At 66.9% G+C, this 24,004-nt stretch carries 22 protein-coding genes and 1 pseudogene; 9 read left to right on the top strand and 14 right to left on the bottom strand.

All coding sequences use genetic code 11. From position 1 onward, the window contains the following. Positions 1-5: 5 nt before the first annotated feature. Together JYG32_RS27090 and JYG32_RS27085 are read right to left on the bottom strand one after the other, a co-directional pair. Positions 6-1,097 carry a DUF917 domain-containing protein gene (locus JYG32_RS27090; protein ID WP_213265662.1) on the bottom strand — a complete coding sequence of 364 codons (1,092 nt, stop codon included), beginning with the start codon at positions 1,095-1,097 and terminating at the stop codon, positions 6-8. Positions 1,098-1,357: 260 nt separating this feature from the next. Then, positions 1,358-2,248 (bottom strand): LysR family transcriptional regulator, encoded by an 891-nt coding sequence (locus tag JYG32_RS27085; protein WP_174378634.1) that lies wholly within the window; start codon positions 2,246-2,248, stop codon positions 1,358-1,360. A gap of 99 nt (positions 2,249-2,347) precedes the next feature. On the opposite strand from JYG32_RS27085, the gene JYG32_RS27080 reads away from it, so the two are divergent. Together JYG32_RS27080 and JYG32_RS27075 are read left to right on the top strand one after the other, a co-directional pair. Then, complete coding sequence (locus JYG32_RS27080) at positions 2,348-3,733, top strand: dihydroorotase (RefSeq protein ID WP_213265661.1); 1,386 nt, start codon at positions 2,348-2,350, stop codon at positions 3,731-3,733. After that, on the top strand, positions 3,730-5,001 hold the full coding sequence (locus JYG32_RS27075) for a Zn-dependent hydrolase (protein WP_213265660.1): 1,272 nt from the start codon (positions 3,730-3,732) through the stop codon (positions 4,999-5,001). Before JYG32_RS27080 ends, JYG32_RS27075 begins: the two co-directional genes overlap by 4 nt. A 53-nt stretch (positions 5,002-5,054) precedes the next feature. Here the strand turns inward: JYG32_RS27075 and JYG32_RS39135 are convergent. The 4 genes and pseudogenes from JYG32_RS39135 to JYG32_RS27060 all read right to left on the bottom strand — a co-directional run. Then, positions 5,055-5,120, bottom strand: a pseudogene (locus JYG32_RS39135) (hypothetical protein); the annotation flags it as partial. Between the two features lie 60 nt (positions 5,121-5,180). Then, complete coding sequence (locus JYG32_RS27070; RefSeq protein ID WP_213265659.1) at positions 5,181-6,308, bottom strand: J domain-containing protein; 1,128 nt, start codon at positions 6,306-6,308, stop codon at positions 5,181-5,183. 210 nt (positions 6,309-6,518) lie between these two features. Then, positions 6,519-8,903, bottom strand: coding sequence for a DNA polymerase II (locus JYG32_RS27065; RefSeq protein ID WP_213265658.1), 2,385 nt, complete (start codon positions 8,901-8,903; stop codon positions 6,519-6,521). Positions 8,904-9,167: 264 nt separating this feature from the next. Then, a complete protein-coding gene (locus tag JYG32_RS27060; RefSeq protein ID WP_433960859.1) occupies positions 9,168-10,742 on the bottom strand; it encodes an EAL domain-containing protein in 1,575 nt (524 codons plus the stop codon). Between the two features lie 485 nt (positions 10,743-11,227). On the opposite strand from JYG32_RS27060, the gene JYG32_RS27055 reads away from it, so the two are divergent. Beyond that, positions 11,228-11,524 (top strand): hypothetical protein, encoded by a 297-nt coding sequence (locus JYG32_RS27055; protein WP_174378640.1) that lies wholly within the window; start codon positions 11,228-11,230, stop codon positions 11,522-11,524. 35 nt (positions 11,525-11,559) lie between these two features. Here the strand turns inward: JYG32_RS27055 and JYG32_RS27050 are convergent, their stop codons facing one another. Then, entirely contained in the window at positions 11,560-11,868 is a 309-nt protein-coding gene (locus JYG32_RS27050; protein ID WP_213265656.1) for a hypothetical protein, read from the bottom strand. Between the two features lie 74 nt (positions 11,869-11,942). Continuing rightward, on the bottom strand, positions 11,943-12,989 hold the full coding sequence (locus tag JYG32_RS27045; protein WP_213265655.1) for an AraC family transcriptional regulator: 1,047 nt from the start codon (positions 12,987-12,989) through the stop codon (positions 11,943-11,945). Between the two features lie 94 nt (positions 12,990-13,083). Between JYG32_RS27045 and JYG32_RS27040 the strand changes: the two genes are divergently transcribed. The 3 genes from JYG32_RS27040 (at position 13,084) to JYG32_RS27030 (ending at position 14,878) form a co-directional block, all read left to right on the top strand. Next, entirely contained in the window at positions 13,084-14,013 is a 930-nt protein-coding gene (locus JYG32_RS27040; RefSeq protein WP_213265654.1) for a sterol desaturase family protein, read from the top strand. Between the two features lie 252 nt (positions 14,014-14,265). Next, positions 14,266-14,547, top strand: coding sequence for a transcriptional regulator (locus JYG32_RS39130; RefSeq protein ID WP_249744660.1), 282 nt, complete (start codon positions 14,266-14,268; stop codon positions 14,545-14,547). A gap of 88 nt (positions 14,548-14,635) precedes the next feature. Then, positions 14,636-14,878, top strand: coding sequence for an energy transducer TonB family protein (locus JYG32_RS27030; protein ID WP_249744884.1), 243 nt, complete (start codon positions 14,636-14,638; stop codon positions 14,876-14,878). Positions 14,879-14,930: 52 nt separating this feature from the next. Here JYG32_RS27030 and JYG32_RS27025 read toward each other — a convergent pair whose 3' ends face one another. The 3 genes from JYG32_RS27025 to JYG32_RS27015 form a co-directional block, all read right to left on the bottom strand. Next, a complete protein-coding gene (locus tag JYG32_RS27025; RefSeq protein ID WP_213265652.1) occupies positions 14,931-16,556 on the bottom strand; it encodes a histidine-type phosphatase in 1,626 nt (541 codons plus the stop codon). A gap of 179 nt (positions 16,557-16,735) precedes the next feature. Continuing rightward, positions 16,736-17,170 carry a phosphatase gene (locus tag JYG32_RS27020; RefSeq protein ID WP_174378646.1) on the bottom strand — a complete coding sequence of 145 codons (435 nt, stop codon included), beginning with the start codon at positions 17,168-17,170 and terminating at the stop codon, positions 16,736-16,738. A 324-nt stretch (positions 17,171-17,494) separates the two neighbouring features. Then, the gene (locus JYG32_RS27015; RefSeq protein ID WP_213265651.1) at positions 17,495-18,844 is read right to left on the bottom strand and encodes an NAD(P)/FAD-dependent oxidoreductase; all 1,350 of its coding nucleotides are present in this window, start codon (positions 18,842-18,844) and stop codon (positions 17,495-17,497) included. Between the two features lie 99 nt (positions 18,845-18,943). On the opposite strand from JYG32_RS27015, the gene JYG32_RS27010 reads away from it, so the two are divergent. Beyond that, positions 18,944-19,897 (top strand): LysR family transcriptional regulator, encoded by a 954-nt coding sequence (locus JYG32_RS27010; RefSeq protein ID WP_174378648.1) that lies wholly within the window; start codon positions 18,944-18,946, stop codon positions 19,895-19,897. 34 nt (positions 19,898-19,931) lie between these two features. Here JYG32_RS27010 and JYG32_RS27005 read toward each other — a convergent pair whose 3' ends face one another. Then, entirely contained in the window at positions 19,932-20,129 is a 198-nt protein-coding gene (locus JYG32_RS27005) for a hypothetical protein (protein ID WP_213265650.1), read from the bottom strand. A 191-nt stretch (positions 20,130-20,320) separates the two neighbouring features. On the opposite strand from JYG32_RS27005, the gene JYG32_RS27000 reads away from it, so the two are divergent. After that, positions 20,321-21,238, top strand: coding sequence for an AraC family transcriptional regulator (locus JYG32_RS27000; protein ID WP_213265649.1), 918 nt, complete (start codon positions 20,321-20,323; stop codon positions 21,236-21,238). Positions 21,239-21,304: 66 nt separating this feature from the next. On the opposite strand, the gene JYG32_RS39125 is transcribed toward JYG32_RS27000, so the two are convergent. Continuing rightward, a complete protein-coding gene (locus JYG32_RS39125) occupies positions 21,305-21,463 on the bottom strand; it encodes a DUF1016 N-terminal domain-containing protein (RefSeq protein WP_249744659.1) in 159 nt (52 codons plus the stop codon). Between the two features lie 199 nt (positions 21,464-21,662). Here JYG32_RS39125 and JYG32_RS26990 point away from each other — a divergent pair, with 199 nt between their 5' ends. Continuing rightward, on the top strand, positions 21,663-22,550 hold the full coding sequence (locus JYG32_RS26990) for an NAD(P)H-binding protein (RefSeq protein WP_213265648.1): 888 nt from the start codon (positions 21,663-21,665) through the stop codon (positions 22,548-22,550). 43 nt (positions 22,551-22,593) lie between these two features. On the opposite strand, the gene JYG32_RS26985 is transcribed toward JYG32_RS26990, so the two are convergent. Further along, positions 22,594-23,796: a benzoate/H(+) symporter BenE family transporter gene (locus tag JYG32_RS26985; protein ID WP_213265647.1), complete on the bottom strand. Its 1,203-nt coding sequence runs from the start codon at positions 23,794-23,796 to the stop codon at positions 22,594-22,596. Positions 23,797-24,004: the final 208 nt, after the last annotated feature.

The following is a 24,004-nucleotide window of genomic DNA, read 5'->3' as shown; positions in this document are numbered from 1 at the left end:
TCCGTTCAGCGCGCGAGCGCGTAGTCGGCGATCGAGATGCCGAGCGCCGCTTCGACGGGCGGGTAGACCGCCGGATCGAACACCGACGACGACAGCGGAATGTGCGCCTTCGCGACCCGCAGCACGTGAATCTCCATCCCTTCCTTCAACTGGCCCGCGCTGACGGGGCGGCCTTCGGCATCGAGCGTCGTGATCACGTCGGGGTAGGTTGCGATCCGCTCGCCGTGCGCGTCGTCCACCGCCATGTGTTCGTTCATCACATGAATGACCGCGCGCTGCGCGCCGCTGCCGAGATGGACGAGGCCGACGTCGAACGCCTCGCGCGTGTATTCGAGCGTATTGCGTTCGACCTTGCCGCTCGCGACGATCTCGCCGTGCGTGGCCGCGCAGATCGCGTCGATCACCGCGCTGCCGCCGCGCCGCTCGGCGTCGATGATCGCTTCGCCGAGTGCGAGCGCGCGGCTGATGCCGCCGAGCGCCGCATGCTGACGCACGTACGACGCGCGAATCGGGTTGCGGCAGCTCGCGATGAAGCCGCCGGCCATGTCGGCCGCCTTGCGCAGCACCGGCGACACTTTCGCGGTCGCGCCGCGCACGACCACTTCCATATACGCGTGCTGTGCGCGGTTGCCGCCGGCCGCGGCCTGGATCATCGGTGTCGTGCTCGATGCGAGACCGAGCGAGCCCATGTCGCCGGTCGGATGCGCGCGGATGTCGCCCACCGCGTCGACCACCTTGGTGCCGAGCAGCGCGGACGGCAGCCACGCGTTCAGCGTGCTCGACATCCCGTTCTGACCGATGATGAGCCCCGCGAGCGGCGCGCCGAGCGCGTCCTGCACGAGCTGTGCGGCCTTCACGTAGTCGGCGCCGAGCATTTGCCAGTCGGTGAGGCCGCCCGGCGCGCCGATCGCGGCGGCCGTGGCGATCCACGCGTCGTCCGGCAATTCGTCGATGGCAACCAGTTCGGGGCGGCCGATCGTGACCGCGAGCGTGCCGAGTTCGCGGCCGTGGTCGGCCCAGCCGCCACCTCCGCATGCGAAAACCGAGCCGCCCTTGACGGCGGCTTCGACGTCCTTCGAAGACAGAATGCGTCCCATGTGTCGTTTGTCCTGAGAGGGGAAAAGGGCTGTACGCGCCGGCCGGAAAGCCTTGTGTGGCGGTACTGTCCAAACGATTCTAGGGACGCCGAATATTGAGCGTTATTGCTATTTTATGGAGACTTCATAACGCGATGTTAAGCGTAGGGTAATCCCGGTGATGCTTGAACGACGGATCGCGAACGGGGCGATCCGCCGCCGCCGGTTCAACGGCGAAATGCAGGCTGGACAACGATTTCGGCCCATTTCGACAACGAAACTCATGCCTCCGCGGAAAGCGCGTGAAGCGTGTCGATGAACTCGTGCGCAAGGCGCGACAGCGGCGCGAGCACGGGATGCAGCACGCTGACCGGCGCGGCGATGGTCGGCACGATCGGCTTCACGACGATCTGCGGCCACACGGGCCCCGCGACCGTCAGCTCGTCGATCAGCGCGATGCCGGTGCCGGCCTGCGCGAGCGCGCACGCGACGTGCGCCTGCTGCACTTCGATCTTGACCTGCGGCACGAGGCCTTCGTCGCTGAACAGCCGCCGCACCAGTTGCCCGAGCGGAATGTCGCTGCCATAACCGATCAGCGGCTGGTTCGCGAGATCGCGCACGGCCAGCGTCTTGCGCCGCGCGAACGGGTGCGACGCGGGCACGGCCGCGACCATCCGGTTTTCATAGAGGAGCTGGCTTTCGACGTTCGGGTGCGTGTCCTCCAGGAACGCGATGCCGAGCTCGACCTGCTGCGTGAGCACGGCCTGCAGCAGCACGTTCGGGATCATCGTGTGCAGGATGATGCGCACGTCGGGAAAGCGCTCGTAGAACGCCGCGATCGCGCGCGGCAGCAGCGATTGCCCGAGATTGGGGCTGCACGCGATGCGCAGGTGGCCCATCCGGTTCTCGATCAGGTCTTCCGCGATTTCGTTGACGCGCTGCACGCCCTGGTACACCGCATTGACTTCGACGAACAGCCGCTGCGCTTCCGGCGTCGGATAGAGCCGCCCCTTGATGCGCTCGAACAGCGCGAGACCGAGCCGCTGCTCGGCATACGAAATGAGCCGGGACACAGCTGGCTGCGACACGTGCAGCAGCTTCGCGGCGCCGCTGATCGAGCCGGTCAGCATGATGGCGCGAAACACCTCGATCTGGCGCAGGTTCAGACGCACAGCCTTAACTCCATGTTATGTGGGGGCGATAAATCGGCATGAGACATTCTGGCAGAGCGCTGCCTAAACTGCTCGTGATCAAAAATGCAGGAGGTGGAGATGAGCGAATTCGAGCAGGTGGTGCGCGGCCGGTTGGTCGATGCGCGCGAAGTCGTCGACGACGGCTGGCTCGCGATACGGGAGGGCATGATCGTGGCGCGCGGCGCGGGCGTGCCGCCGGCGGCACGCGACACGATCGACGCGCGCGGGCAGTGGGTGCTGCCGGGCGTCGTCGACGGGCAGGTGCATGCGGCCAGCCAGGCGAACCAGGAAGGGCTTGGCCATGCGTCGCGCGCGGCGGCCGCGGGCGGCGTGACGGTGATGGTCGACATGCCGTACGACGATCCGGAACCGGTCGCGTCGCGCGCGCAGCTCGACCGCAAGATCGCGGAGGCCGAGCGCGATTGCCACGTCGACGTCGCGTTGTACGGCACGCTCAACGCGAAGCACGGCCTCGAAGCGGCGGCCGGGCTGATCGACGGCGGCGTCTGCGCGTTCAAGTTCTCGACGTTCGAGGCGACGCCCGGCCGGTTCCCGCGTGTCGAGGAGGACGTGCTGCACGACGCATTCCGGCTGATCGCGCCGTCGGGCCTCGCGTGCGGCGTGCACAACCAGATGCAGGACATGACGCGCAAGAACATCGCGCGGATGATCGAAGCCGGCGACACGGGCTGGGACGCGTTCCTGCGCGCGCATCCGCCGCTGATCGAGAACCTTGCGACCGCGCTGATCTACGAGATCGGCGCCGAAACGGGCGCCCGCGCGCACGCGGTGCACGTGTCGACGTCGCGCGGCTTCGAACTGTGCAACATGTACCGGCGCGCCGGCCATCGCGCGAGCATCGAGACCTGCGTGCAGTACCTGATGCTCGACCACGAAACGCATACGAAACGCTTCGGCGCGAAGACGAAGCACTACCCGCCGATCCGGCCGCGCGCGGAGCAGGAACGGCTGTGGACGCATATCGCGCGCGGCGAGTGCACGTTCGTGTCGTCGGATCACGTGAGCTGGGGGCTCGAACGCAAGGGCGATCCGAACGTGTTCCGCAATGCGTCGGGCGGCCCGGGCCTCGAAACGCTGCTGCCGGCGTTCTGGACCGGCTGCGAGCAGCACGGTTTGGCACCGACCCGCGTGGCGGCATTGCTGGCGACGAATCCGGCGCGGCACTTCCTGCTCGACGATCGCAAGGGTTCGCTCGACGTCGGCGCGGATGCGGATTTCGTGATCCTGACGCCGGAGCGCTACGCGTTCGATCCGTCGCGCAGCCTGTCGGCCGTGCAGTGGAGCGCGTTCGAGGGTATGGAATTCACGGTGCGCATTGCGGCCACCTACTGCCGAGGCGCGTTGGCTTACGACGGCAAGCAGATCGTCAATCGGGCTGGAACGGGCCGCTTTCTGCGGCCGCATGACGGCAGCCCGGCCACGAAGCAATTGGAGCAAGCATGAACCCGACGAATTTCCCGCCATTGAACGCGGCGCGCCTGAACGCGCGTGTCGAGCAACTGGCGCGCTTCACGCGGCCCGACGTCCCGTGGACGCGCCGCGCATTCTCGCCGCTGTTCGCGCAAGCGCGCGCATGGCTCGCCGCGCAGTTCGCCGAAGCCGGGCTCGCGGTGTCGATGGACGCGGGCGGCAACCTGATCGGCCGTCGCGCAGGCAGCGGCCGATGCACGAAGCCGCTCGTCACGGGGTCGCATTGCGACACGGTCGTCGGCGGCGGCAGGTTCGACGGCATCATCGGCGTGCTGGCCGGCATCGAGGTCGCGCATACGCTGAACGAGCAGGGGATCGTGCTCGACCATCCATTCGAGGTGATCGACTTCCTGTCGGAAGAGCCGAGCGACTACGGCATTTCGTGCGTCGGCAGCCGTGCGCTGTCGGGCGTGCTCGATGCCGGCATGCTGCGCGCGACGAACGCCGAAGGCGAAACGCTCGCCGAAGCATTGCGCCGGATCGGCGGCAACCCCGATGCATTGCGCGAACCGCTGCGTGCGCCGGGCAGCACGGCGGCGTTCGTCGAACTGCATATCGAGCAGGGCCCGGTGCTGGAAACGCGTGGCTTGCCGATCGGCGTCGTGACCAACATCGTCGGCATCCGGCGCGTGCTGATCACCGTGACCGGCCAGCCCGATCATGCGGGCACGACGCCGATGGATATCCGCCGCGACGCGCTCGTCGGTGCCGCGCACCTGATCGAGGCCGCGCATGCGCGCGCGTCGGCGCTGTCGGGCAACCCGCACTACGTGGTCGCGACGATCGGGCGGATCGCGATGACGCCGAATGTGCCGAACGCGGTGCCGGGGCACGTCGAGCTGATGCTGGAAGTGCGCAGCGACAGCGACGCGGTGCTCGACGATTTCCCCGAGGCGCTGCTGGCCGGTGCGGCCGCGCGGCTCGACGCGTTGCGGTTGAGTGCGCGCGCGGAGCACGTGAGCCGCGCGCGGCCGACCGACTGCCAGCCGCTCGTGATGGACGCGGTCGAGCAGGCGGCCACGCAACTCGGTTATCCGAGCATGCGGCTGCCGAGCGGCGCGGGGCACGATGCCGTGTATGTCGCGCCGACGGGGCCGATCGGGATGATCTTCATTCCGTGTCTGGGCGGCCGCAGCCATTGCCCGGAGGAATGGATCGAGCCGCAGCAGCTGCTCGACGGCACGCGCGTGCTGTACCAGACGCTCGTCGCGCTCGATCGTTCGCTGGCGGGCGCTGCGTAACCGCGGCGGCGTGCGGCGCCGTTACATCGCCGCGCGCTCCCCTCTCTCGGCCCGTGCCCCGTCCAGCGCTTGAACGCGCGCCGGAAGTTGTGCGCGTCGCTGAACCCGACTTCGTGCGCGACATCCTCGAGTCAGGCCGGATACGCGCTCGGCGTTCTACGGGCCGAGCGCGTGCGCGCTCAAAACGGATCGTCGTCGAAGCGGGAGGATGCCTGCCGGCGCTTCACGTCTTTCAGCCAGTCCTTGACCTTTTCCGGATCGTCGAACTCGCGCAGCGCCACGTTCAGGTCGTGGTTGCTGCGCTGAATGGCGGCAATGTCGCGCGTAAGCATGCGGACGACGGTATCGGGCGCCAGCTTGACGGAAGGCGCGATGCCGTAAGTCCGCCGGAAACCGGTCTCGACGTGCAGGATCTCCTGATCCAGCTCGCGGAGCTGTTCCTCCAGGATGCCGTTGTAGCGCGTCAACCGATCTTCGCCGAGGCCGTCGATCGCGTGCCGGTCGATCTGTTCGATCTCCAGTTGCAGCTCCAGCAGTTGCAGGAGATTGCCCTTCGCATAAGCGTGGTTGACGCGCTGCATCAGCACGGTCTTGCGTTCCTGTTCCCGGGGATCGGATTCGCGATCGGGGTGCAGCGCGCTGGCGAGCTTGCGATAGACCTCGCGGATCGACCGGCTCGATTCGGCCTGCTCGGCTTCGCGCCTGGCCTGTGCGGCCGATTGCCTGGGCGATTTCTTGCGCTTGGCGCGCTGTGCCTCGCGGGCCTCGTGGGCGGCCATGTCCCGCTTGAACTGTTCGTCCTGTTCGGCTTGCACACGCTCGATCAGTTCGTCGGGCGACAGCGTGTCGAGATCGTCTGCCGGTTCAACGCCGGGCATCGACTCCGGTTCCGCCTTCATCTGCTGGAGATCGGCCGCTGCGTTGCTGTCGTGGTCGGATGCGCAGTGCCGGTTGTAGATGACCTTCAACTGCGCGTCGTCGCTGACGTCGAGCAAGTTGCGAGCCATATCGGCGATCAGCGCGGAAAGGGTGCGTTGCTCGGCCTTGCTCAATCCTTTCTGCAGGAAGGCGTCGTCGAGCCGATGGAGCATTTTGATTCGCAACGCCGTCGACGCCTGTTCGAGCGGCAATAGCCCGTCGACGAATTTTTTCTGGAAGACCGGCATGACGGCTTCCCACGCACCGAGACGTTCGCGCCGTTGTTCGATTTGCTTGACGAGCGTATTGAACGTCTTCTGGGCTTTCGACAGGCTGGCTGTCTCGTGGCTGGGCGCGATGACGACCGCGGCTCCGCGACGTGCGGTCATGATTGATGTCCTCCGGCCGCGGCAGGAGGCGCAGCAGACCGGTATTTTAGCTGGATGGGCGCGCCCTCGGCTTCCGGTTCCGTGCCCGCGTCGTATCGGAGGCGTGGTCGTCAGGGCAACGGCGAGCAACGCTACGCACCCTGGATGTTTCGATCGCCGGCGGCCCGGCTCGATGTTGCATGGCAATTCGTGGAGAAGTGCGACGCGCCCTTATTCCTGAAACAACTGCCCCTGCCCGGAGATGACGCGTTCGAAATCGTCCCGCAGGAACGGCAGGATCGCATCGGCGACCGGCTGCAACTGGCGGCTCAGGTAGAACGCGTAGTCGATCGGCGAGCGCATCGTTTCGAGCGGCTCGGGGCCGGCCGTCGTCATCACGTAGCTGATCCAGCCGCCGCGCTGGTACTGCAGCGGCCGGCCTTGCGCGTGGTTGAACTCGTCGGCGATCCGCGCCGCACGCACATGCGGCGGCACGTTGCGCTCATACTCGCGCAGCGGCCGGCGCACGCGCTTGCGGTAGACGAGCTGGTCGTCGAATTCGCCGGCGAGCGTGCGCTGCACGTAGTCCCGAATGAAATCCTGGTATGGCTCGCGCCTGAACACGCGCCGGTACAGCTCGCGCTGGAACTGCTGCGCGAGCGGCGTCCAGTCGGTACGCACCGTTTCGAGCCCCTTGAAGACGAGGTCCTCGCCGCCGTCGGCCGTTGCCGCGAGGCCCGCGTAGCGCTTCTTGCTGCCTTCTTCCGCGCCGCGCACGGTCGGCATCAGGAACCGGCGGTAATGCCGCTCGTACTGCAGCTCCAGTGCGCTTTCGAGCCCGAATTGATCGCGCAGGTGCGCGTGCCACCAGCGGTTCACATGCTCGACGAGCGCGCGGCCCTTGCGTCCGGCTTCGTCGTCGTCGTGCGCGCGACCGAGCCACACGAACGTCGAATCGGTATCGCCGTAAATCACTTCGTAACCCTGAGCTTCGATCAGCTCGCGCGTGCGGTGCATGATCTCGTGGCCGCGCATCGTGATCGACGACGCGAGGCGCGGGTCGAAGAACCGGCAGCCCGTCGAGCCGAGTACGCCGTAGAACGAGTTCATGATGATCTTCAGCGCCTGCGACAGCGGCGCGTTGCGCTGCCGCTTCGCGTCGTCGCGGCCTTCCCATACGCGGCGCACGACATCGGGCAGGCAGTGCGCGGTGCGCGAGAAGCGCGCGCCGAGAAAACCGGGCACCGATGCGTCGTCGCCGGGGTTCGCGAGCCCTTCGATCAGCCCGACGGGATCGATCAGGAACGTGCGGATGATCGACGGATAGAGGCTCTTGTAGTCGAACACGAGCACCGAGTCGTACAGCCCGGGGCGCGAATCCATCACGAAGCCGCCGGGGCTGTTTTGTCCCGTCACGTCGCCGAGGTTCGGCGCGACATAGCCGAGCCGGTGCATGCGTGGCAGGTACAGGTGCGTGAACGCCGCGACCGAGCCGCCGGTGCGATCGGCAGCCAGGCCCGTGACGCTCGCGCGTTCGAGCGCGAAGGACAGCAGGTCGGCCTTGTCGAAGATGCGCGTGACGAGCTCGCAGTCCTTCAGGTTGTAGCGCGCGAGCGCCGGCTTGTCGTGGTCGAAGCGGCGCTGGATCTCGTCCATCCGCTGGTAAGGATTGTCGATCGACTTGCCTTCGCCGAGCAGCGCTTGCGACACGTATTCGAGGCTGAACGACGGGAACGTCCACGTCGCGGATTTCAGCATGTCGATGCCGTCGAGGATCAGGCGACCGGCCGCGCCCGCGAAGAAGTGGTCGGGTTGCTGGCCGTGCGCGCGCCAGTCGAGCACGCTGCCGCCGCGCCCGAGCTTCAGCGGCACGCCGTATTGCTCCGCATGCGCGTGCAGGATGCGCAGGTCGAACTGCACGAGGTTCCAGCCGATCACCGCATCGGGATCGTGTTCGTCGAACCAGTCGTTGAGCCGCGCGAGCATCGCGGGCCGGCTGTCGCAGTAGTCGAGGCGGAAGTCGACGGCGCCCGCGGCACCGCTTTCGTCACCGTTCGGCGGCCCGAGCATGTAGACCTGCCGTTGCCCGCAGCCTTCGAGCGCGATCGAATACAGTTCGCCGTGGACGCTGGTCTCGATGTCGAGCGACACGCAGCGCAGCACCGGGCGGTAGCCGGTCGCGGGTTTCAGCTCGCCGCCGGTCAGCGTGCCGTCGCGGCCGGGCTGGCCGCGAAACTGCACGGGGGCCGTGATGAAGCGCTCCATCGCGTAGCGGTCGGGCGGCTGCACGTCGGCTTCGTAGACGTCGACGCCGGCCGCCGCGAGGCGCTTCTGGAGCCCGGACAGATGGCGATAGCGCCGGCAATAGAGGCCGACGACCGAGCGCTGGCGGAAGTCGCGCAGCGCGAGCGGGCGCAGTTCCGCATCGCGCTCGCCGGCCAGCGCGCGTTCCGCGAGCGCCTGCTGTTCGGCCGGAATGAACGCGACGGCTTCCTGCGGGCGCAACCGCACGCGGCGCGGACCGTGTTCGGTTGCCAGCCAGAACTCGATCTCGATACCGGTCGTGGTGTCCCGCCAGTGGCGGGTGAGGATGAAACCCTGCTCGAACTTCGTCAAAACGCTTGCTCGTCGTGGATGCCCAGGCGGCGGATTTTAGCGCTTGGGCGGGGGCCGTGCCGGAGGCGGGCACGGACAAAATGGGGGATCGATATCGACTTGTTGACTGAACTGTTCATAATGCCTGCCGGAGGCGGCAGGACGGGCGATTTCCGCGCGGCGAGGGCATCGCCCGGAAGCGTCCGGCATCGAGCCGGCGGCGGTCGCGCAGGATTGAGCGCGCGGCATGCGGCATGATGGCCGCCCGCAGCGGCAGCAACGCCGCTACGCCCACGCGAAATCGCGCTTCAAATGCTCCGCACGCTGCGGCCGCTGATACAGATAGCCCTGCGCATACTGAATCCCGACCGCGTGCAACGCACTGTGCTGCGCTTCCGTCTCCACGCCCTCGGCGATGATCTTCAGGTCGTAGTGGTGCGCGACGGCCGCGATCCCCTCGATCAACCGCGCACCGCCGTCGTTCAGTTGTGCGACGAATTGCCGATCGATCTTCACGTAGTCGAACGGAAAGCGCGACAGCATGTCGAGATTGCTGTGATGCGTGCCGAAATCGTCGATCGCGAACTTCGCGCCTTTCGACCGCAGCGCCTGGAAAATCTCGGTGGTCCGTGCGTTCTTTTCGAGCAGGATGCGCTCGGTGACTTCGAGCACCAGCGTAAAGCCGGGCGGCAGCGCGCGGATCGCTTCTTCGACGACGGACACGAACCGCGCACGTTCGAGATCCTTCGGCGCGATGTTCACGGCGATGCGCAGCGGCACGGATGGCGTCAGCGCGGTCAGTTCGGACACGGCGGTGCGCAGCACGAATTCGGTCACCTTCGGCAGAACCGTGCTCGATTCCACCTCCGGGATGAACACGGCCGGGCCGATGGCCCCCCACTTCGGATGGTTCCAGCGCAGCAGCGCCTCGACGCCGACGGTCCTGCGCGTCTGCACATCGACGATCGGCTGGTATACGACATGGAATTCGTTGTGCTTGAGCGCGTGTCGAACGGCCTTCAGCAACAGTCGCCGCGGCGCCATCGCCAGCAGGTAGGCGGCCATCACGAGGCCATCCGCGAGCAAGACGATCGTCATGCAGATCAGCCGATCGTGGCGCCGGACCTGCGACGCGTAGTGCGCCGATGCGGCAACCGACACCGTGAACGGCCAGCGGTGCGATGCGATCGCGTTGCCGCCCGCGGGGGCCGGCTCCGATTCCGGCGCGAACTTCCCGTGCTGGTCGAGACGGCCCGAACCCTTGATCGACAGCGTGGCGGTTTCCACGCCGAATCGGGCGCTTTGCGAGAGCGCGTCGGCCACATAGTCGCCCTCGATCAGGTAGAGGACGCCCGCGCCGCGCGCGGTGGCGCGAAACACGGACAGCACCGGGATGCCATGCTGAAACGGCGTCTGGCGCAGCAGCGTGATGATCGTCGATCCCGGCTCAGGCTCCCGCTCGCGCATGTACGCGTCGAGCGGCACGTCGATCGCACCGAGCGCCGACGAGCAGGTGACGCGGCCGTCGTTCACCAGTCCGACGGCACGCAGGTAGCGCAGGCGAGTGCCCACTTCGGCCAGTGTCCGGAATATCGTCGCGCATGGTCGCCCGACGAGCGCGTTCAGTTCGTCAGCGTGTCGCAGGTGAACGCCGTCCAGGATGCGGTCCATCGATGCCACGATGTCGTTCGCGACGACGCGTTCATGCGCGGTGACGGCATCGCGCGCGTAGCGATCGGCGAGCATGATCGCGAACGCGGGCACGAGCACGCAAACGATTACAGCAACGAACAAGACAACCCGCGGCCACACGCCGCTGCGCTGGAAAACTGGCTTCGAGCCTGGCGTGAGCGCCGACATTCCCGCGGTTGCCTTTGGTGTTGTTCGTATGGAGACGCAAGTCGAACCGATCGATGCGCAAACGGCGAGCATGCGTCATGCCCGGTCAGGCAATACGGCGCGTGCGCCGATATCGCGATGCTAATCGATTCGACGGTCGCGAGGGGCATGGGCGCAGCGCCGTCGCGATCGGCCGTTCATCCGGAGGCCCGCTTCCATAACATGTGCCTGTTGCGCATGTATATCGACGTAGCACACCGAAAAAAACCCCGGCCGCAGGGTCGTGCGGCCGGGTTGAAAGACACCTTCTCTTGGCACGAGGATGGTGCGCGGCAAGTATAAGGTCTGACGCCGGATTACGAAATATTGTTATTCAACAAATGGTGTAGTTTTGTGATTGTGTCTCGACAGGAAATATTTTCGCAAGGTGCCGTTTCCGGCGATTCGCGGCCGACGCGCGAGCGGCCGCTGCACGGTCCGGTTGCACGTCATGCCGGAGTTTCGTGATGAAAGAAAAACCGGCGCCCACGGTCGTCGTGACCGATGGTGCCGCCGTGGCCGACGGCGGCTCGCCGTGGATCCGGATTTCAGCGAACGGACGGATCGGCAACTACCTGCTCGATCGCGCACTCGCGTCGCGCGGTGCGCCGCGCCATGACGCGATCCGCGGGGCAAACGGACTGCTTTCGAAAGGAGAACGACAGGCATTGGTGTCGCTGCAGGAGCGCATTGCCGACCCCGGTATGCGGGCCGGTATCGCGGGCACGTTGATGCAGGTGCTGAAGCGGTCTGCCGTTGAATGATCGATGCGGCGCCGGCGCGTCGCACCGGCCGCGATTCAGAAATCGTTGCGCATCTTGTGAAGCAGATCGCCGGGCGACTGGTGCGTGTCCACCGCGGTGAGCACATCGGTCAGGAACCACGGCAGGTTCAGTTGGGTATCGGAATCGCCGACGCACACGCGGATCGGCGGTGCCTTTGACGGGGAGCGGGCGTCTTGCGTGGCGTCCCGGGACGGAACGCAATTTTTCGCATGCGCTTGAACTGGAACCGGTGCGTTGGCGCCGGATGACGGTGCGCCGGCGGCTGCCGGCAAGCTGACGGCGGCAAGCAGGGTCAGGACAGCGAAGGCGGTAACGCGTTTCATGGGAATCTCCGGCGATGCATGTTCGACCGCGCGGGCGCACGCGAGTTCGTCGACGGCGCCTCTGCGCCAGCCGCTCATCCTCGCGCGACGCTTGCTGTCCGCACCGGCCGCCGGCTGCGCCACTGCCGCGGCGATTCACCGGTCCAGCGCCGAAAGGCACGCGTAAACGCGCTGTGTTCCGAATAACCGAGCAGCCAGGCGACTTCCGCGAGCGTCAGCCGCGGATCGTTCAGATGGTCGATCGCGAGCCGCCGCCGCGTGTCCTCGCGCAATATCCGGAAGTTCAGCCCGAGTTCGGCAAGCCGGCGATGCAGCGTGCGCGACGACACATGCAGGTCCGATGCGATCTGCTCGATGCTCGCGTCACCTTGCGTCAGCAAGCGCGCGACGGCTTCGCGCACCGACTGTTCGAGGTCGTCCGTCTGCCGCAGCTCGGCGAGCAGCGCGCTTGCCTCGCGCTCCATCATCTGCAGCAGCGCGTCGTCCGGCTGGCGCAACGGCTGCGTGAGCAGGTGCAACGGAAACGCGAGCCGGTTCACCGGCTGACTGAACCGCACCGGGCAGCCGAAATAGTCGACATACGGCTGTTCGTCGCCGGGCGACGGATGCACGAAGCAGACTTCGTCGGGCCCGTCGCGCGTGCCGGTGATATTGCGCGCGAACTGGACGACGGCGGTCAGTGCCACTTCGTCGACGAGCGGGCCGAGCGGTTCGGGCGCATCGTGCCATTCGATCGCGACCGACGTCGCCTCGACCCGCACTTCCATGCGCGCAACGTTCGCGATCAGGTGTTCGTACTGCTGCCAGCGCGCGAGCGCGGCGCCGGCGTCGCGGCACGCGTGCAGCGCATAGCCGAGCGCGCCGAGATGCGCGGGCGTGATCCGCTGGCCGACGTGCAGGCCGAGCAGCGGATCGTCGAGCGCGCGGACCGCGCGTTCGAGCAGGCGCCGCCAGTGAGCGCTCGCATACAGCGTCAGCCCGCGATCGTCCTCGGGCGGGCGCACCTCGCCGAGCACGCGCGTCGCGTCCTTGCCCTGCCCGGACAGATAGTCGAACAGCAGCCGCACGTACGTGCTCGAGTAGTAGACGCGCTGGGTCGAGAGCGGAGAGGCGGCGGGCATGGCGGAAAGTGTCAAGTAATCGTCGGCAAGTGTCAACGCGAGCCGACCCGCGCGCGACGATACTGCCCGGCAGTTCCCGATCGAGGCTGCGAACATGCCGACCGAGTTGATGACGTGGCTCCATGCGTTCCTGGGTAACGACGTGGACTGGAAGCAGGTGCTGCTGATCGGCATGACGCCGGTCTTCCTGATCGCGTTCGCGATCGAATACGCGGTGGCGACCAGGCGCGGCCGCCGCGCGCCGTTTCGCTGGAAGGAGGTCGTCGCGAACCTGTCGCTCGGCGCCGGCTATCAGGTGGCCGAAACCGTGATGGGGCTCCTGTTCACGGGGGCGATCTTCGCGTGGGTCTACCGGCACCGGCTGTTCGACGTGCCGGTGAACGGCGTCACGATCGTGCCGATCTTCGTCGTCGTCGAGTTCTGCTACTACTGGTTTCATCGCACGTCGCATCGCGTGCGCTGGTTCTGGGCCGCGCATGTGCCGCATCACAGCGGTGAAGTGATGAACTTCACGACGGCGATGCGGCAGTCGCTGCTGAACGCATTCGTCGGCGTGTTCTTGTTCTACCTGCCGCCGGTCTGGCTCGGCATCCCGCCCGCGGTCGTGCTGTTCCTGCTCGCGGTCGATCTCGCGTACCAGTATTTCGTGCATACCGAAGCGATCGGGCGGCTGCCGCGCTGGTTCGAGTACGTGTTCGACACGCCGTCGAACCATCGCGCGCATCACGGCCGCAATCCGCGTTATATCGACAGGAACTACGGCGGCGTGCTGATCGTCTTCGACCGGATGTTCGGCACGTATGTCGAGGAGACGGAGCCGGTCGACTACGGCATCACGCAGCAGATTCGTTCGTACAACTTTGTTGTACTGAACCTGCACGAGTTCGTCGACATGTGGCGCGACGTGTTCGCGCCGGGGCCGGTTCGGCAGCGGCTGAAGCACCTGTGGATGCCGCCCGAATGGGAGCGGCCGGGGCATCGGCCGATCCATACGTGGAGTGTCGAGCGCAAGGGCGAGGAATAAGGAGGGGCGGGCTGGCGTGGCGATCCAAACGTTAACAATCGTTTGGATCACCGGTCGGACGCTTGCGGTGCGGAATGCGCTCATTTATTGTGCCGCCACGACAACGCCGACACCGGGCGTCAAGCCAGATCGCAAGGAGCACCCGTCATTACCGCATCGAATCGACGCACGCATGTTCGTGCATTTCTCGTGGCATCGCTCGCCTATCTCAATCTTGCGCATCCTGCGTCAGCGGCCTACACGGAGGCGTGGATGAGCGACCGCGACGTGAAGGAGTACGCGCGGCAGGTCAAGCATCCGACCGTGGCGGCGAGCAGCTCGACGGCCGCGAAGCAGGTTCGGCAATCCGTTCGCTCACGCCCGACCGGTCCGGTCGCCGCGCATGCCGACGCGAAGCCTGCTGCAAAGGCGCATCCGGCTTCCGCCAAGGCCCGGAAGCTTAAAGATGCGGGGAGCGCCGACCCGAAGCCGAAAGCCGTCGCGAACCCGCAGGGAGCACGGGCGCTACGTACGGGCACGGCGGTGCGGTCTTGAAGCATTGAAGCCACGACGAGCGTCGAACCGTCGACGCGCTCGGCGATAATCGCAGCATTCGACGGTTGCGGAGAATATCGTGTCGCTGATGGACCGCCTGTTGTCACGTGGAGTGCAGAACACCTCGTCGCGAAGGCGTGTGATCGTGCGTGTGTGGCTCGACGAACAGGGGCGTGTCCGCGATCTCAAGGTCCGGCGCAGTTGTGGCGATCCCGCTCTCGACGAGAAAGCGCTCCACGCGATTGCCGTGATGCGCTTCCCCGGCGGTCACCTCGGCTCCGGGGGGAAATCCGCCAAGCGCTGGCACGATCTCGACTATCCGGTGGACTGACCGCGCGCCACGCCACGGCTTTCTGCCGAAGACGCGGGTGCGCCGCTGCACATCACTGATACCCGTAACACTCCTTCAGCCCCGCATAGTCATAGAAGTGGCTGCCCGGCGCGATCTTCGCGCCGTCGCACGCAGCCTGGAAATCCGTCTCGCGCTCGTTGTACAGCAACTTCACGATGAGCCGCGGCCCGTTGCGATAGACATCCCACTGCATGTTCGCGGCCATCGGCGACACCTGGTCGCCGCGCCACGGATTGTTCGCATACGTGTACGTCTGCGCCTGCGGCATTGGCACGAATACGTTCTTCAGGTTCATGATCGACGCGAACGGAATCACGATCTCCGCATGCGTGAAGCGCAGCTTCGCGGCGCGGGTCAGGTCGCCGCGCGCGATCGCATCGACTTCGCCGAAGAAGTCGTCCTGCAGCACCTTCGCCATCCGGTACGTGACGGGATTCGCTTCCTGGATGCCGGGCCCCTTCTGGTAGTAGTCCTCGGCATCCTGCAGATACGCAAGATACTGCGCCTGCTCCGCGCCGATGTACTTCTCCATCGTGACGCCGCCGGTTTCCGCCGTCATCGCGGGCGCGACCTGCAGCAGGTTGTACAGCACGTTCACCGCATCGACGGCCGTTGCGATCTTCGTCTTGCCGTCGCCCTTCAGCGTGTTGGTGAACTTGCCGTCCGACGACGTGAACGAATAGGTCCCCGTGTTCGCGAACGTGTAGCCGTCGGTGCCGAGTTTCGCGATGAACGCCGGCGATGCGAGCGCGGACAGCACCGTTTGCGCGACGTCGGCCGCCTGCGGTGCGGCCTTGATCGCCTTCAGTTTCGCGGCCACCGTCGTGTCGTTCGCGTAGGTCTGGTAGGCCTGGCTTGCCTGATAGGTTGCGTAGTACGGATCGCTCGTATCGGTCACGAGATCGGTGGCCGGCTTCAGCGAATGGAAATACAGCAGGACGCGGTTGGTGCCGGCCGGTTGCGCGGCCGGTGCGTTCGCCGGGTAACCGGACGGCGCGGACGGCAGCGTGATCGCGGCGGCCAGCGCCGGCTGCGCGGCGACGAGCGCCGCGGAGAAAACCGTCGAGCTGTCGACCGCGCGATCCTGGCCCGAGTTGACGACGACGACCTGCCGGTTGCCCGCCGAGAACAGCGCGGGCAGCCGCTGCGCGAGACGCGCGGCGAGTTGCTGGTGTTCGCGGATGCCGGTTTGCGTGAGGTTGCCGTACCCGGGCGTCGAGATGCCCGACACGCCGTAACCGAGCAGCGCATTGGCCTTCATCATCGCGTACGTGTCGGCCTTGAGCTGCGCACCGAGCGCGGTCAGCGCGCCGTCGGCGTCGGCCTTGACCAGCATCGCGTAGATCGCGCCGTCGTACTTGAAGCCCGACAGCCCGCGCGAGCCGTGGCGCGCGACGAGTTCGGCATAGACGGGCGCGTAGCCGGCGGGCGGCGCTTCGTACGTTGCGGCATCCTGCTGCGGACGGTACGGTGTCTTCGTCTGGTAGTAGGTCGCGGGCGCCGGCGTGGGCCGAGGGGTGGGCTGTGGCTGCGGTGCAGGCGTCGAGCCGCTGTCGTCGGCCGATGTGGCGGGCGGTGTCGAGGTTTCCCCGCCGCAGGCGGTGAGCAGCAGGCTGGCGATTGCGAGGGCGGCGGCGGTGTGGGTCGGGCGTGTCATCGTGGCGTGCAACGGGCGGGACGATACGGTATTGCGTCGTCCCGTCTCCGGGAGAGATCGGTCAAGCCCGGAAGTGTTGCAAGCGACTTTGACAGCGAAATGTCAGGATTAAGTCGGGCAAGCGTCGGAATGCGGCCCGCTCGACGATGGCCGGCCGCCGCCGGCCCATATGCCGGCGTTCAGTGCAGGCCGGCCGATGCGATCGAGCGCACCGTGTCGGTGATGTTCACGCAGCGCGACAGGCCGAAATGCTCGGCTTCGCGGCGTTCCGGTTCGCTGCTCGCAATCGCCACCGCGCGTTCGGGCGGCACGCCGAGTGCCTGCAGTGCGACGTCGAAAGGATGCTGGTTTGATCCGGACTCCTGCTGATTGGCGTCCGTGACGACGACCGAGAAGCGGTCGAGGTTCGCGCGGCCGAACTGGCCTTCGAACATGTCGCTGAGCCGTGCGGCCGGCAGCGTCGTGACGAGACCGAGTCGATATCCTTCTTCCGACGCACGGTCGAGCCACTGGATGATTGCGTCGCGTTGATGGCGCGATTCGTGCGAATCCGGTGTCGCTTCGATCTGCGCGAATGCAGCGTCGAGACGGGTGACGATGGCTTCGATAACCACGGTGATTCCTCTTCAGAAACGTGATGATCCGTTCGCCGACGGGAATGCCACACACCTTAGCGTCGATCCGGAAAACGCGACCAATTAATATTTATATCCGACTCATACGATTTCGCTAATGAATCGCGTTGTGAGCCAATGTGGGCATGGGATGCGTATCGTGAAGAGTTTTTTGGACGACATGCATCGTATCGACGGCCTTCAATGTGATGCACCAAACTTGCGCACGTTGCGAATGCCCCGGTCATATGCATATGAAAAAACGGCGTATCGGGCACGCATCGCCCGATACGCCGTGCTGGGTTCCCGCGAGTCGGCGGTCGATCAGTGCAGCTTGATCGACGGCTGGTTACGGCTTTGCAGCCAATGGCTCAGCGACTGGAACAGCGCGCGCTTCGCGCCGTACACGCTGAACAGGTGCTTGCGGTACAGGAACTTGTACAGGCCGATCGCGGCGAGCCCGTCGACGATCAGCGAGCGCGAACGCATGCCGAGGTCGGCCTGGTACACGGCGCCGGCGTGCCCGAGCGACACGACGGTGCCCGCATCGCGGAACGTGAAGCCGGCCACCGGCTTGCCGGCAACGCGGCGCGCGAATGCGTGACCCAGATACACGGCCTGCTGGTGCGCGACCTGCGCGCGCGGCGGCAGGAAGCCGCTCGCGCCGGTCGACGGGCACGCGGCGCAATCGCCGAACGCATACACGTGCGGATCGTCGGGCGTCTGCAGCGTGTCGGTCACGATCACCTGGTTCGACCGGTTGAGCGCGATGTCGCCGATCTCCCGCAGGATCGCGGGCCCTGCGACGCCGGCCGCCCAGATCGTGATGTCGCTCGCGAGCCGTTCGCCCGTCGCGGTCGTCACCGCATCAGCACCCACTTCGGCGACGCGTGTATCGGTCAGCACGTCGACGTCCAGCGCGCGAAGTTGCGCGTGCATCTTCGCGGACAGCCGCGCGTCGAGCGCCGGCAGGATGCGCGGGCCGCCTTCGATCAGCCGGATGTGCACGTCGCGTGCGGACACCAGCGCCTTGAAGCGGTACGTCGTCAGCTGCTGGATCGCGTGCCGCAGCGCCGCGGCCAGCTCGACGCCCGTCGCGCCTGCACCGATCACGTTGATGCAGATCGGTGCCGCGCGCTTCGCCGGATGCTGCTCGGCCAGATGATTCGCCTTCGTGCAGGCCGCGAGAAACTTGCGGCGGAAATCCTCGGCCTGGTCGAGGTTTTCGAGCGGCAGCGCATGGCGCGCCGCGCCCGGCACGTTGAAGAAGTTCGTCACGCTGCCGACCGCGAGCACGAGATCGTCGTAGCCGAGTTCGCGCTGCGGCAGGATTTCCGTGCCGTCGGCGTCCTGCACGGCGGCGATCGTCGCCGTGCGTGCCGCGCGGTCGACCCGCTGCAGCGCGCCCTGCACGAAGCGGAAGCCGTGGCGCTTCGCCTGCGCCGCGTATTCGATCGTGTGGGAGGCCGGGTCGCGATGGCCCGACGCGGCTTCGTGCAGCAGCGGCTTCCAGAAGTGCGTCGGGTAGCGGTCGACGAGCACGACTTCGGCCTGGCCGCGGCGTCCGACCGTATCGCCGAGACGCGTGGCGAGCTGCAGGCCGCCGGCGCCGCCGCCGACGATCACGATGCGCGGCGCGCGGTCCGTTGCAAGGTTGGGCGTGGTGTTGTCCATGTTGGGCTCCCGCTGATGACGATTCGGATGACATTGCTCAAGAACCGACGATATAGTTTCGAACCCACTCGAACAATTTAATGTTTATAAGCGACTCATATGTATTCACTTATAGGAAAGACCGCGACATTCCGACAGTTGAAGGCGCTGGACATGATTGCGCGGCTCGGCAGCGTGTCGCGCGCGGCCGAGGAACTGAACCTGACGCAGCCGGCCGTGTCGCTGCAGGTTCGCCTGCTCGAGGAGGCCGTGGGCGCCGCGTTGTTGCAGCGGGTGGGGCGCGGTGTGCAGCTGACCGCGGCCGGCGAGATCGTGTCGCGTTACGCGCGCGAGATCCTGCATCTGTGGAGCGAGGCCGGCGACGAAGTGGCCGCGCTGACGGGCGACCTTGGCGGCACGCTGCGGATCGGCGCGATCACGACGGCCGAGTACCTGATCCCGCCGCTGCTCGTCAAATTCACCGCGACGCGTCCGCATGTGAAGACATATTTCAAGGTCGGCAACCGCGACGACATCATCCGCATGCTCGCGACGCATGAAATCGATCTCGCGGTGATGGGCAGCGCGCCGAAGGAACTGCGCACGCACGCGGTCGAGTTCGCGAAGCATCCGATGGTGTTCGTCGCGGCGCCCGGCCATCCGCTGATGCAGCGCAAACGCGTCGCGCTGAAGGATCTCGAATCCGCGCACCTGCTCGTGCGCGAACGCGGCGCGGGCACGCGCTCGACCGTCGAGAGCCTGTTCAAGACGGCCGGCTATCGTTTCCATGTGGGGTCCGAATTGTCGAGCAACGAGGCGATCAAGCAGATGGCCGAAGCGGGGCTCGGCATCGCGTTCCTGTCGTTGCACGCGTGTGCACTCGAACTGCGCGCGGGGCTGCTCGGGCAACTGCCGTTCCCCGGCAACCCGATCGAGCGCGAATGGTATGTGGTCACGCTCGCCGACCGGCGGATCTCGCAGGTGACCGGGCTGTTCCGCGACTTCCTGATCAAGCAGGGCGCGCCGGTGATCGACGGCGCGACGGCGGCGCCGCACGAGCGGCGGCGCAAGTAGGCGCAAACGGGTGGCTGCCGCGCGCGCTGGCCGCTCAGACGAGCCCGAAGTCGTCGTTGCTGTCGGGAATCGACGCGAGCAGCCGTTCGAGCCGATACCAGCCGACGAGGCGCAGGCCCCAGGCGGCGATGGCGGTCCGGTTGTTGCGGGAGCGGGGGGCGGCGAGAAGGCTGGCGGCGCCGGACGGCGGCGGCGCGGTGAACGCCGCGCGTTGCGGGCAGTAATGGGGCATGACGTTCTCCGTAGGTGTCGGATGGGGCGATCGTAAGCGGCACGGTGCCCGCCGGCGCTCACGTAAGGATCGGCTTGAGCAGAAACGGATGATCTTTTCCGTCCGTCCGGGTGCGGCCTCCGCAGGCCCGGCACGCCGCCCGAAAACGCGTCACAATGCGCGTTCGATACACGATCTGGTGGAGCCAAGCCATGAGCGACCCGATTCTCGCCGCGCCGCCGGACAACGGCGTACCGGTCAGCCTGCGTTCCAGCCGCGGGCTCGGCTGGCGGGGCTTCGGCGCGGCGCTGCTCGACATTCGCGCCGGCACGTACCGGATTCCGGCGGCCGACCATCACCGCATCGGCGTGCATATCGGCGGGCCCGTTCGTGCGGACTGCGTGTGCGACGGCGAGCGGGTGTCGCGCATCCAGGCGCATGGCGACGTCGACGTGATTCCGGCCGGCCTGCCCGGCCAGTGGACCGACAGCGCCGACTGCCGGATCCTGCACATCATGCTCGGCGACGCGTTCGTGCGGCGCACCTTCGAGCACCTCGAACTGAAGCCGTCGCAGGCGCAGATCCGCCGGCGGTTGCAGGTGCGCGACCCGCGCCTGCAGCATATCGCGTGGGCGATGGCGGCCGAACTCGAAGCGGACGATGCGTCGGATCCGCTCTATGCGGAAAGCCTGTGCACGGCGCTCGTCACGCGGCTGGTCGACAGCCAGCCGGCGTTCCGCGAGCGCCGGCGCACGCTTGCACCGAAGGCGGCGACGCGCGTGATCGACTATGTCGAGGCGAACCTCGACCGGCGCCTGACGCTTGCCGAACTCGCTGCGCTCGTGTCGATCAGCGTGCCGCATTTCAAGGTGCTGTTCCGCGAAACGGTCGGGATGCCCGTGCACCAGTACGTCGTGCGGCGCCGGGTCGAGCGTGCGAAGGCGCTGCTGCTCGAAGGCCGGCTCAGCATCAGCCAGATCGCGCTCGAAGCCGGTTTCGCGCACCAGAGCCACATGGCGAACTGGATGAATCGCGTGCTCGGCGCGACGCCGACCGAGATCGCGCGCTCGGGCGCGCGGGGCGCGCTGCGGCTGGCGTCCGGTGGCGAGGGCGGGGGGAGTGAGGCGTAACGACGCGGTGGCGCCGTGACGGATGCGGGCTGTCGGGTTCGATTCACTGCAAGCAGGTTTGCGACCTCAGGGAAATTGTCCAACAGGTTGTTGGACAATTGCCGCGTCCGGCCAGACGTCGGCGAAAGAGGGCATGGACATCAGGTCGGCGCGGGAGAAGCACTTCATGTCGGGAAAGGCCGTCTTGAGGTCGTGCGCCAGCCGCTCGATAACCTTGCCCCCCAACCTTGCGCTGCCTGCCTGCAGGATGTCACGGCCGATCTGTCAATAGGGCAGTACCGGTTCGCGATTGACGGCCGGTGCGGCGCGTTGCCTGGTACTAGTCGAATCACTCATCTTTTCCTGCTCGATTCATCCCTCCCTGCGCGCCGTCCAGGCCGCGCATGCCGACAATCACCACACCTTCATCCCCCAGGAGCGGATCGTGTTCGTGATCTTCGGTGCATCAGGCAACGTCGGCTGGTCGACCGTGACGACCTTGCGCAACACAGGCCATCCCGTGCGCGCGGTGCTGCGCGATGCACGCCATCGTGAACGTTTCGCGCAGCTCGGCTGCGACGTGGCGATCGCGGCGCTGACGGACGCGAACGCGATCGCGTCGGCGCTCGACGGCGCGCAGGCCGTGCAGATGCTGTGCCCGGTGCCCGTCGCCGATCCCGATCCGGCCGCGACGATGACGCGGACGATCGACGTCGCAACCGCCGCGCTCGCCGCGAACCCGCCGCCCGCGCTGCTCGCGCTGTCGGACTACGGTGCCGAGCGCGACGGCAATACGGGCATCACGCGTCTGTTTCATCACTTCGAGGAGCGGCTGAAGACGATCCCGACGCAACTGACGCTGCTGCGTTCGGCCGAGCATCTGCAGAACTGGACGCGGATCCTGCCGGTTGCGCTCGGCACCGGCGTGCTGCCGAGCTTTCATCATCCGGTGGCCAAGGTGTTTCCGACGGTCTGGGCGCCCGATGTGGGCGTCGTCGCCGCGCGGCTGCTGCTCGATGCGCCCGAAGGCGGCAACGGGCCGCGCATCGTCAGCGTCGAAGGGCCGCGGCGGGTGAGCGTGACGGCGATCGCGGATACGCTCGGCGCGGCGGCCGGCCGCGCGATCGTCGCGCATGAGCTGCCGCGCGACACGTGGACTGCGACGCTATTGCGCACGGGCCTCGGCGAACGCCATGCGCAACTGATCGTCGATCTGTACGACGTGCACAACGCCGGGCAGATCGATGTGGAGGATGGCGTGTCGGAGCGGCTTTACGGGACGACGACGCTGGCGGATGCGCTCGCGCAACTGGTGCGCCGGCACGCGCGCTGATCGAAGCGGCGGCGAGCGATGCGCACGACGGGCGCAACGTGCACTACGCGGGCCGCCGCACCTTGTTCAGTACCGCATACGACAGCGACCCGATCACGATCCCCCAGAACGCGGAGCCGAGCCCGAGCCACGTCATTCCCGACGCGGTTGCGAGGAACGTGATCACCGATGCTTCGCGGTGGCTCTCGTCCTCGAAGATCCCGTGCACGTTCGCGCCGATCGCGCCGATCAGCGCGAGCCCCGCGAGGATCGCGACGAACGCCTTCGGCAACGCGAAGAACACCGTGACGATCGTACCCGCGAAGAGTCCGCCGATCAGGTAGAACGCGCCGTTCGCGAGCCCGGCGATGTACCGCCGATCCGGATCCTCGTGCGCGTCCTTGCCGGTGCAGAGCGCCGCGGTGATCGCCGCGACGACGATCGTGATCCCGCCGAAGCACGCGACGACGAGCGACATCACGCCGGTGGCCGTGATGATCGGGCGTGCGCTCGTGTGATAGCCGGACACGCGCAGGATCGTCATCCCCGGCAGGAACTGGCCGGTGAGGCTGACGACGACGAGCGGCAGCGCGAGGCTGAGCGTCGTGCCGAGCGTCCATTCGGGCGCGATGAAGATCGGCCGCGCGATGCTCGGCGACACATTGCCGAGATGCGTCATGCCGAGCAGCGTCGCGAGCGCGGCGCCCGTGAGCAGCACGAGCACGATGCTGTAGCGTGGCAGCAGGCGCCTGAAGATCACGTAGGCCGCGATCATCCCGAACGCGAGCGCCGGCTGGTCGGATGCGGCGGCGAACGCATGCGTGCCGAACGGCAGCAGGATGCCGGCCATCATTCCGCACGCGATGCCGCGTGGAATGTGGCGCACGAGTTTGTCGAAGTAGCCGGTGACGCCGATCAGCAGGATGATCAGCGCGGCCGTGAGGTACGCGCCGACGGCCTGGTTGAGCGTCAGTTGCGGAAACAGGCCGACGAGCAGCGCGGTGCCGGGCGCCGACCACGCGGTGACGACCGGCACCTTCAGCTTCCAGCTCGCGAGCAGGCCCGACACGCCCGCGCCGATCGAGATCGCCCAGACCCACGACGACACCATCGCGTTCGACGCGTGCGCTGCCTGCGCGGCTTGAAAGAAGATCGCGAGCGGGCCCGCGTAGGAAATCAGGACCGCGAGAAAGCCCGCGGTGATCGCGGAAACGGACCAGTCGTTACCGATCGCGCGGATCGCGCCGGGTGGGGTGTTCGGTTGCATCGTCGTCGGGGAGTGCGGCGCGCGGCCGGGGGCAGAGCCGGGGCGAATGATTGTTGGAAGCCCTGGATGAGCCGCCATTCTGGACATTGCCGGCGCAATTGGCAATTCGCCGACGCGTCTCCGCATTGTCGGAATTTCGTAAGGAATTCTGGCGGGGACGGGCGGGTCGGCATGCCGCGCGGCCTTGCGCCCGCATCGTCGACCCGGG

Source organism: Burkholderia pyrrocinia, from assembly GCF_018417535.1.
GTDB lineage: Bacteria > Pseudomonadota > Gammaproteobacteria > Burkholderiales > Burkholderiaceae > Burkholderia > Burkholderia pyrrocinia_E.
The sequence above is the reverse complement of the archived record's forward strand: the minus strand, read 5'-3'. Positions and strand labels throughout refer to the sequence as shown.

Coding starts and splice junctions, on each gene's coding strand:
- JYG32_RS27090 (WP_213265662.1), bottom strand. CDS start 1,097: ATGGGACGCATTCTGTCTTCGAAGGACGTCGAAGCCGCCGTCAAGGGC.
- JYG32_RS27080 (WP_213265661.1), top strand. CDS start 2,348: ATGAGCGAATTCGAGCAGGTGGTGCGCGGCCGGTTGGTCGATGCGCGC.
- JYG32_RS27075 (WP_213265660.1), top strand. CDS start 3,730: ATGAACCCGACGAATTTCCCGCCATTGAACGCGGCGCGCCTGAACGCG.
- JYG32_RS27070 (WP_213265659.1), bottom strand. CDS start 6,308: ATGACCGCACGTCGCGGAGCCGCGGTCGTCATCGCGCCCAGCCACGAG.
- JYG32_RS27060 (WP_433960859.1), bottom strand. CDS start 10,742: ATGTCGGCGCTCACGCCAGGCTCGAAGCCAGTTTTCCAGCGCAGCGGC.
- JYG32_RS27055 (WP_174378640.1), top strand. CDS start 11,228: ATGAAAGAAAAACCGGCGCCCACGGTCGTCGTGACCGATGGTGCCGCC.
- JYG32_RS27050 (WP_213265656.1), bottom strand. CDS start 11,868: ATGAAACGCGTTACCGCCTTCGCTGTCCTGACCCTGCTTGCCGCCGTC.
- JYG32_RS27045 (WP_213265655.1), bottom strand. CDS start 12,989: ATGCCCGCCGCCTCTCCGCTCTCGACCCAGCGCGTCTACTACTCGAGC.
- JYG32_RS27040 (WP_213265654.1), top strand. CDS start 13,084: ATGCCGACCGAGTTGATGACGTGGCTCCATGCGTTCCTGGGTAACGAC.
- JYG32_RS39130 (WP_249744660.1), top strand. CDS start 14,266: ATGAGCGACCGCGACGTGAAGGAGTACGCGCGGCAGGTCAAGCATCCG.
- JYG32_RS27030 (WP_249744884.1), top strand. CDS start 14,636: ATGGACCGCCTGTTGTCACGTGGAGTGCAGAACACCTCGTCGCGAAGG.
- JYG32_RS27025 (WP_213265652.1), bottom strand. CDS start 16,556: ATGACACGCCCGACCCACACCGCCGCCGCCCTCGCAATCGCCAGCCTG.
- JYG32_RS27015 (WP_213265651.1), bottom strand. CDS start 18,844: ATGGACAACACCACGCCCAACCTTGCAACGGACCGCGCGCCGCGCATC.
- JYG32_RS27010 (WP_174378648.1), top strand. CDS start 18,944: ATGTATTCACTTATAGGAAAGACCGCGACATTCCGACAGTTGAAGGCG.
- JYG32_RS27005 (WP_213265650.1), bottom strand. CDS start 20,129: ATGCCCCATTACTGCCCGCAACGCGCGGCGTTCACCGCGCCGCCGCCG.
- JYG32_RS27000 (WP_213265649.1), top strand. CDS start 20,321: ATGAGCGACCCGATTCTCGCCGCGCCGCCGGACAACGGCGTACCGGTC.
- JYG32_RS26985 (WP_213265647.1), bottom strand. CDS start 23,796: ATGCAACCGAACACCCCACCCGGCGCGATCCGCGCGATCGGTAACGAC.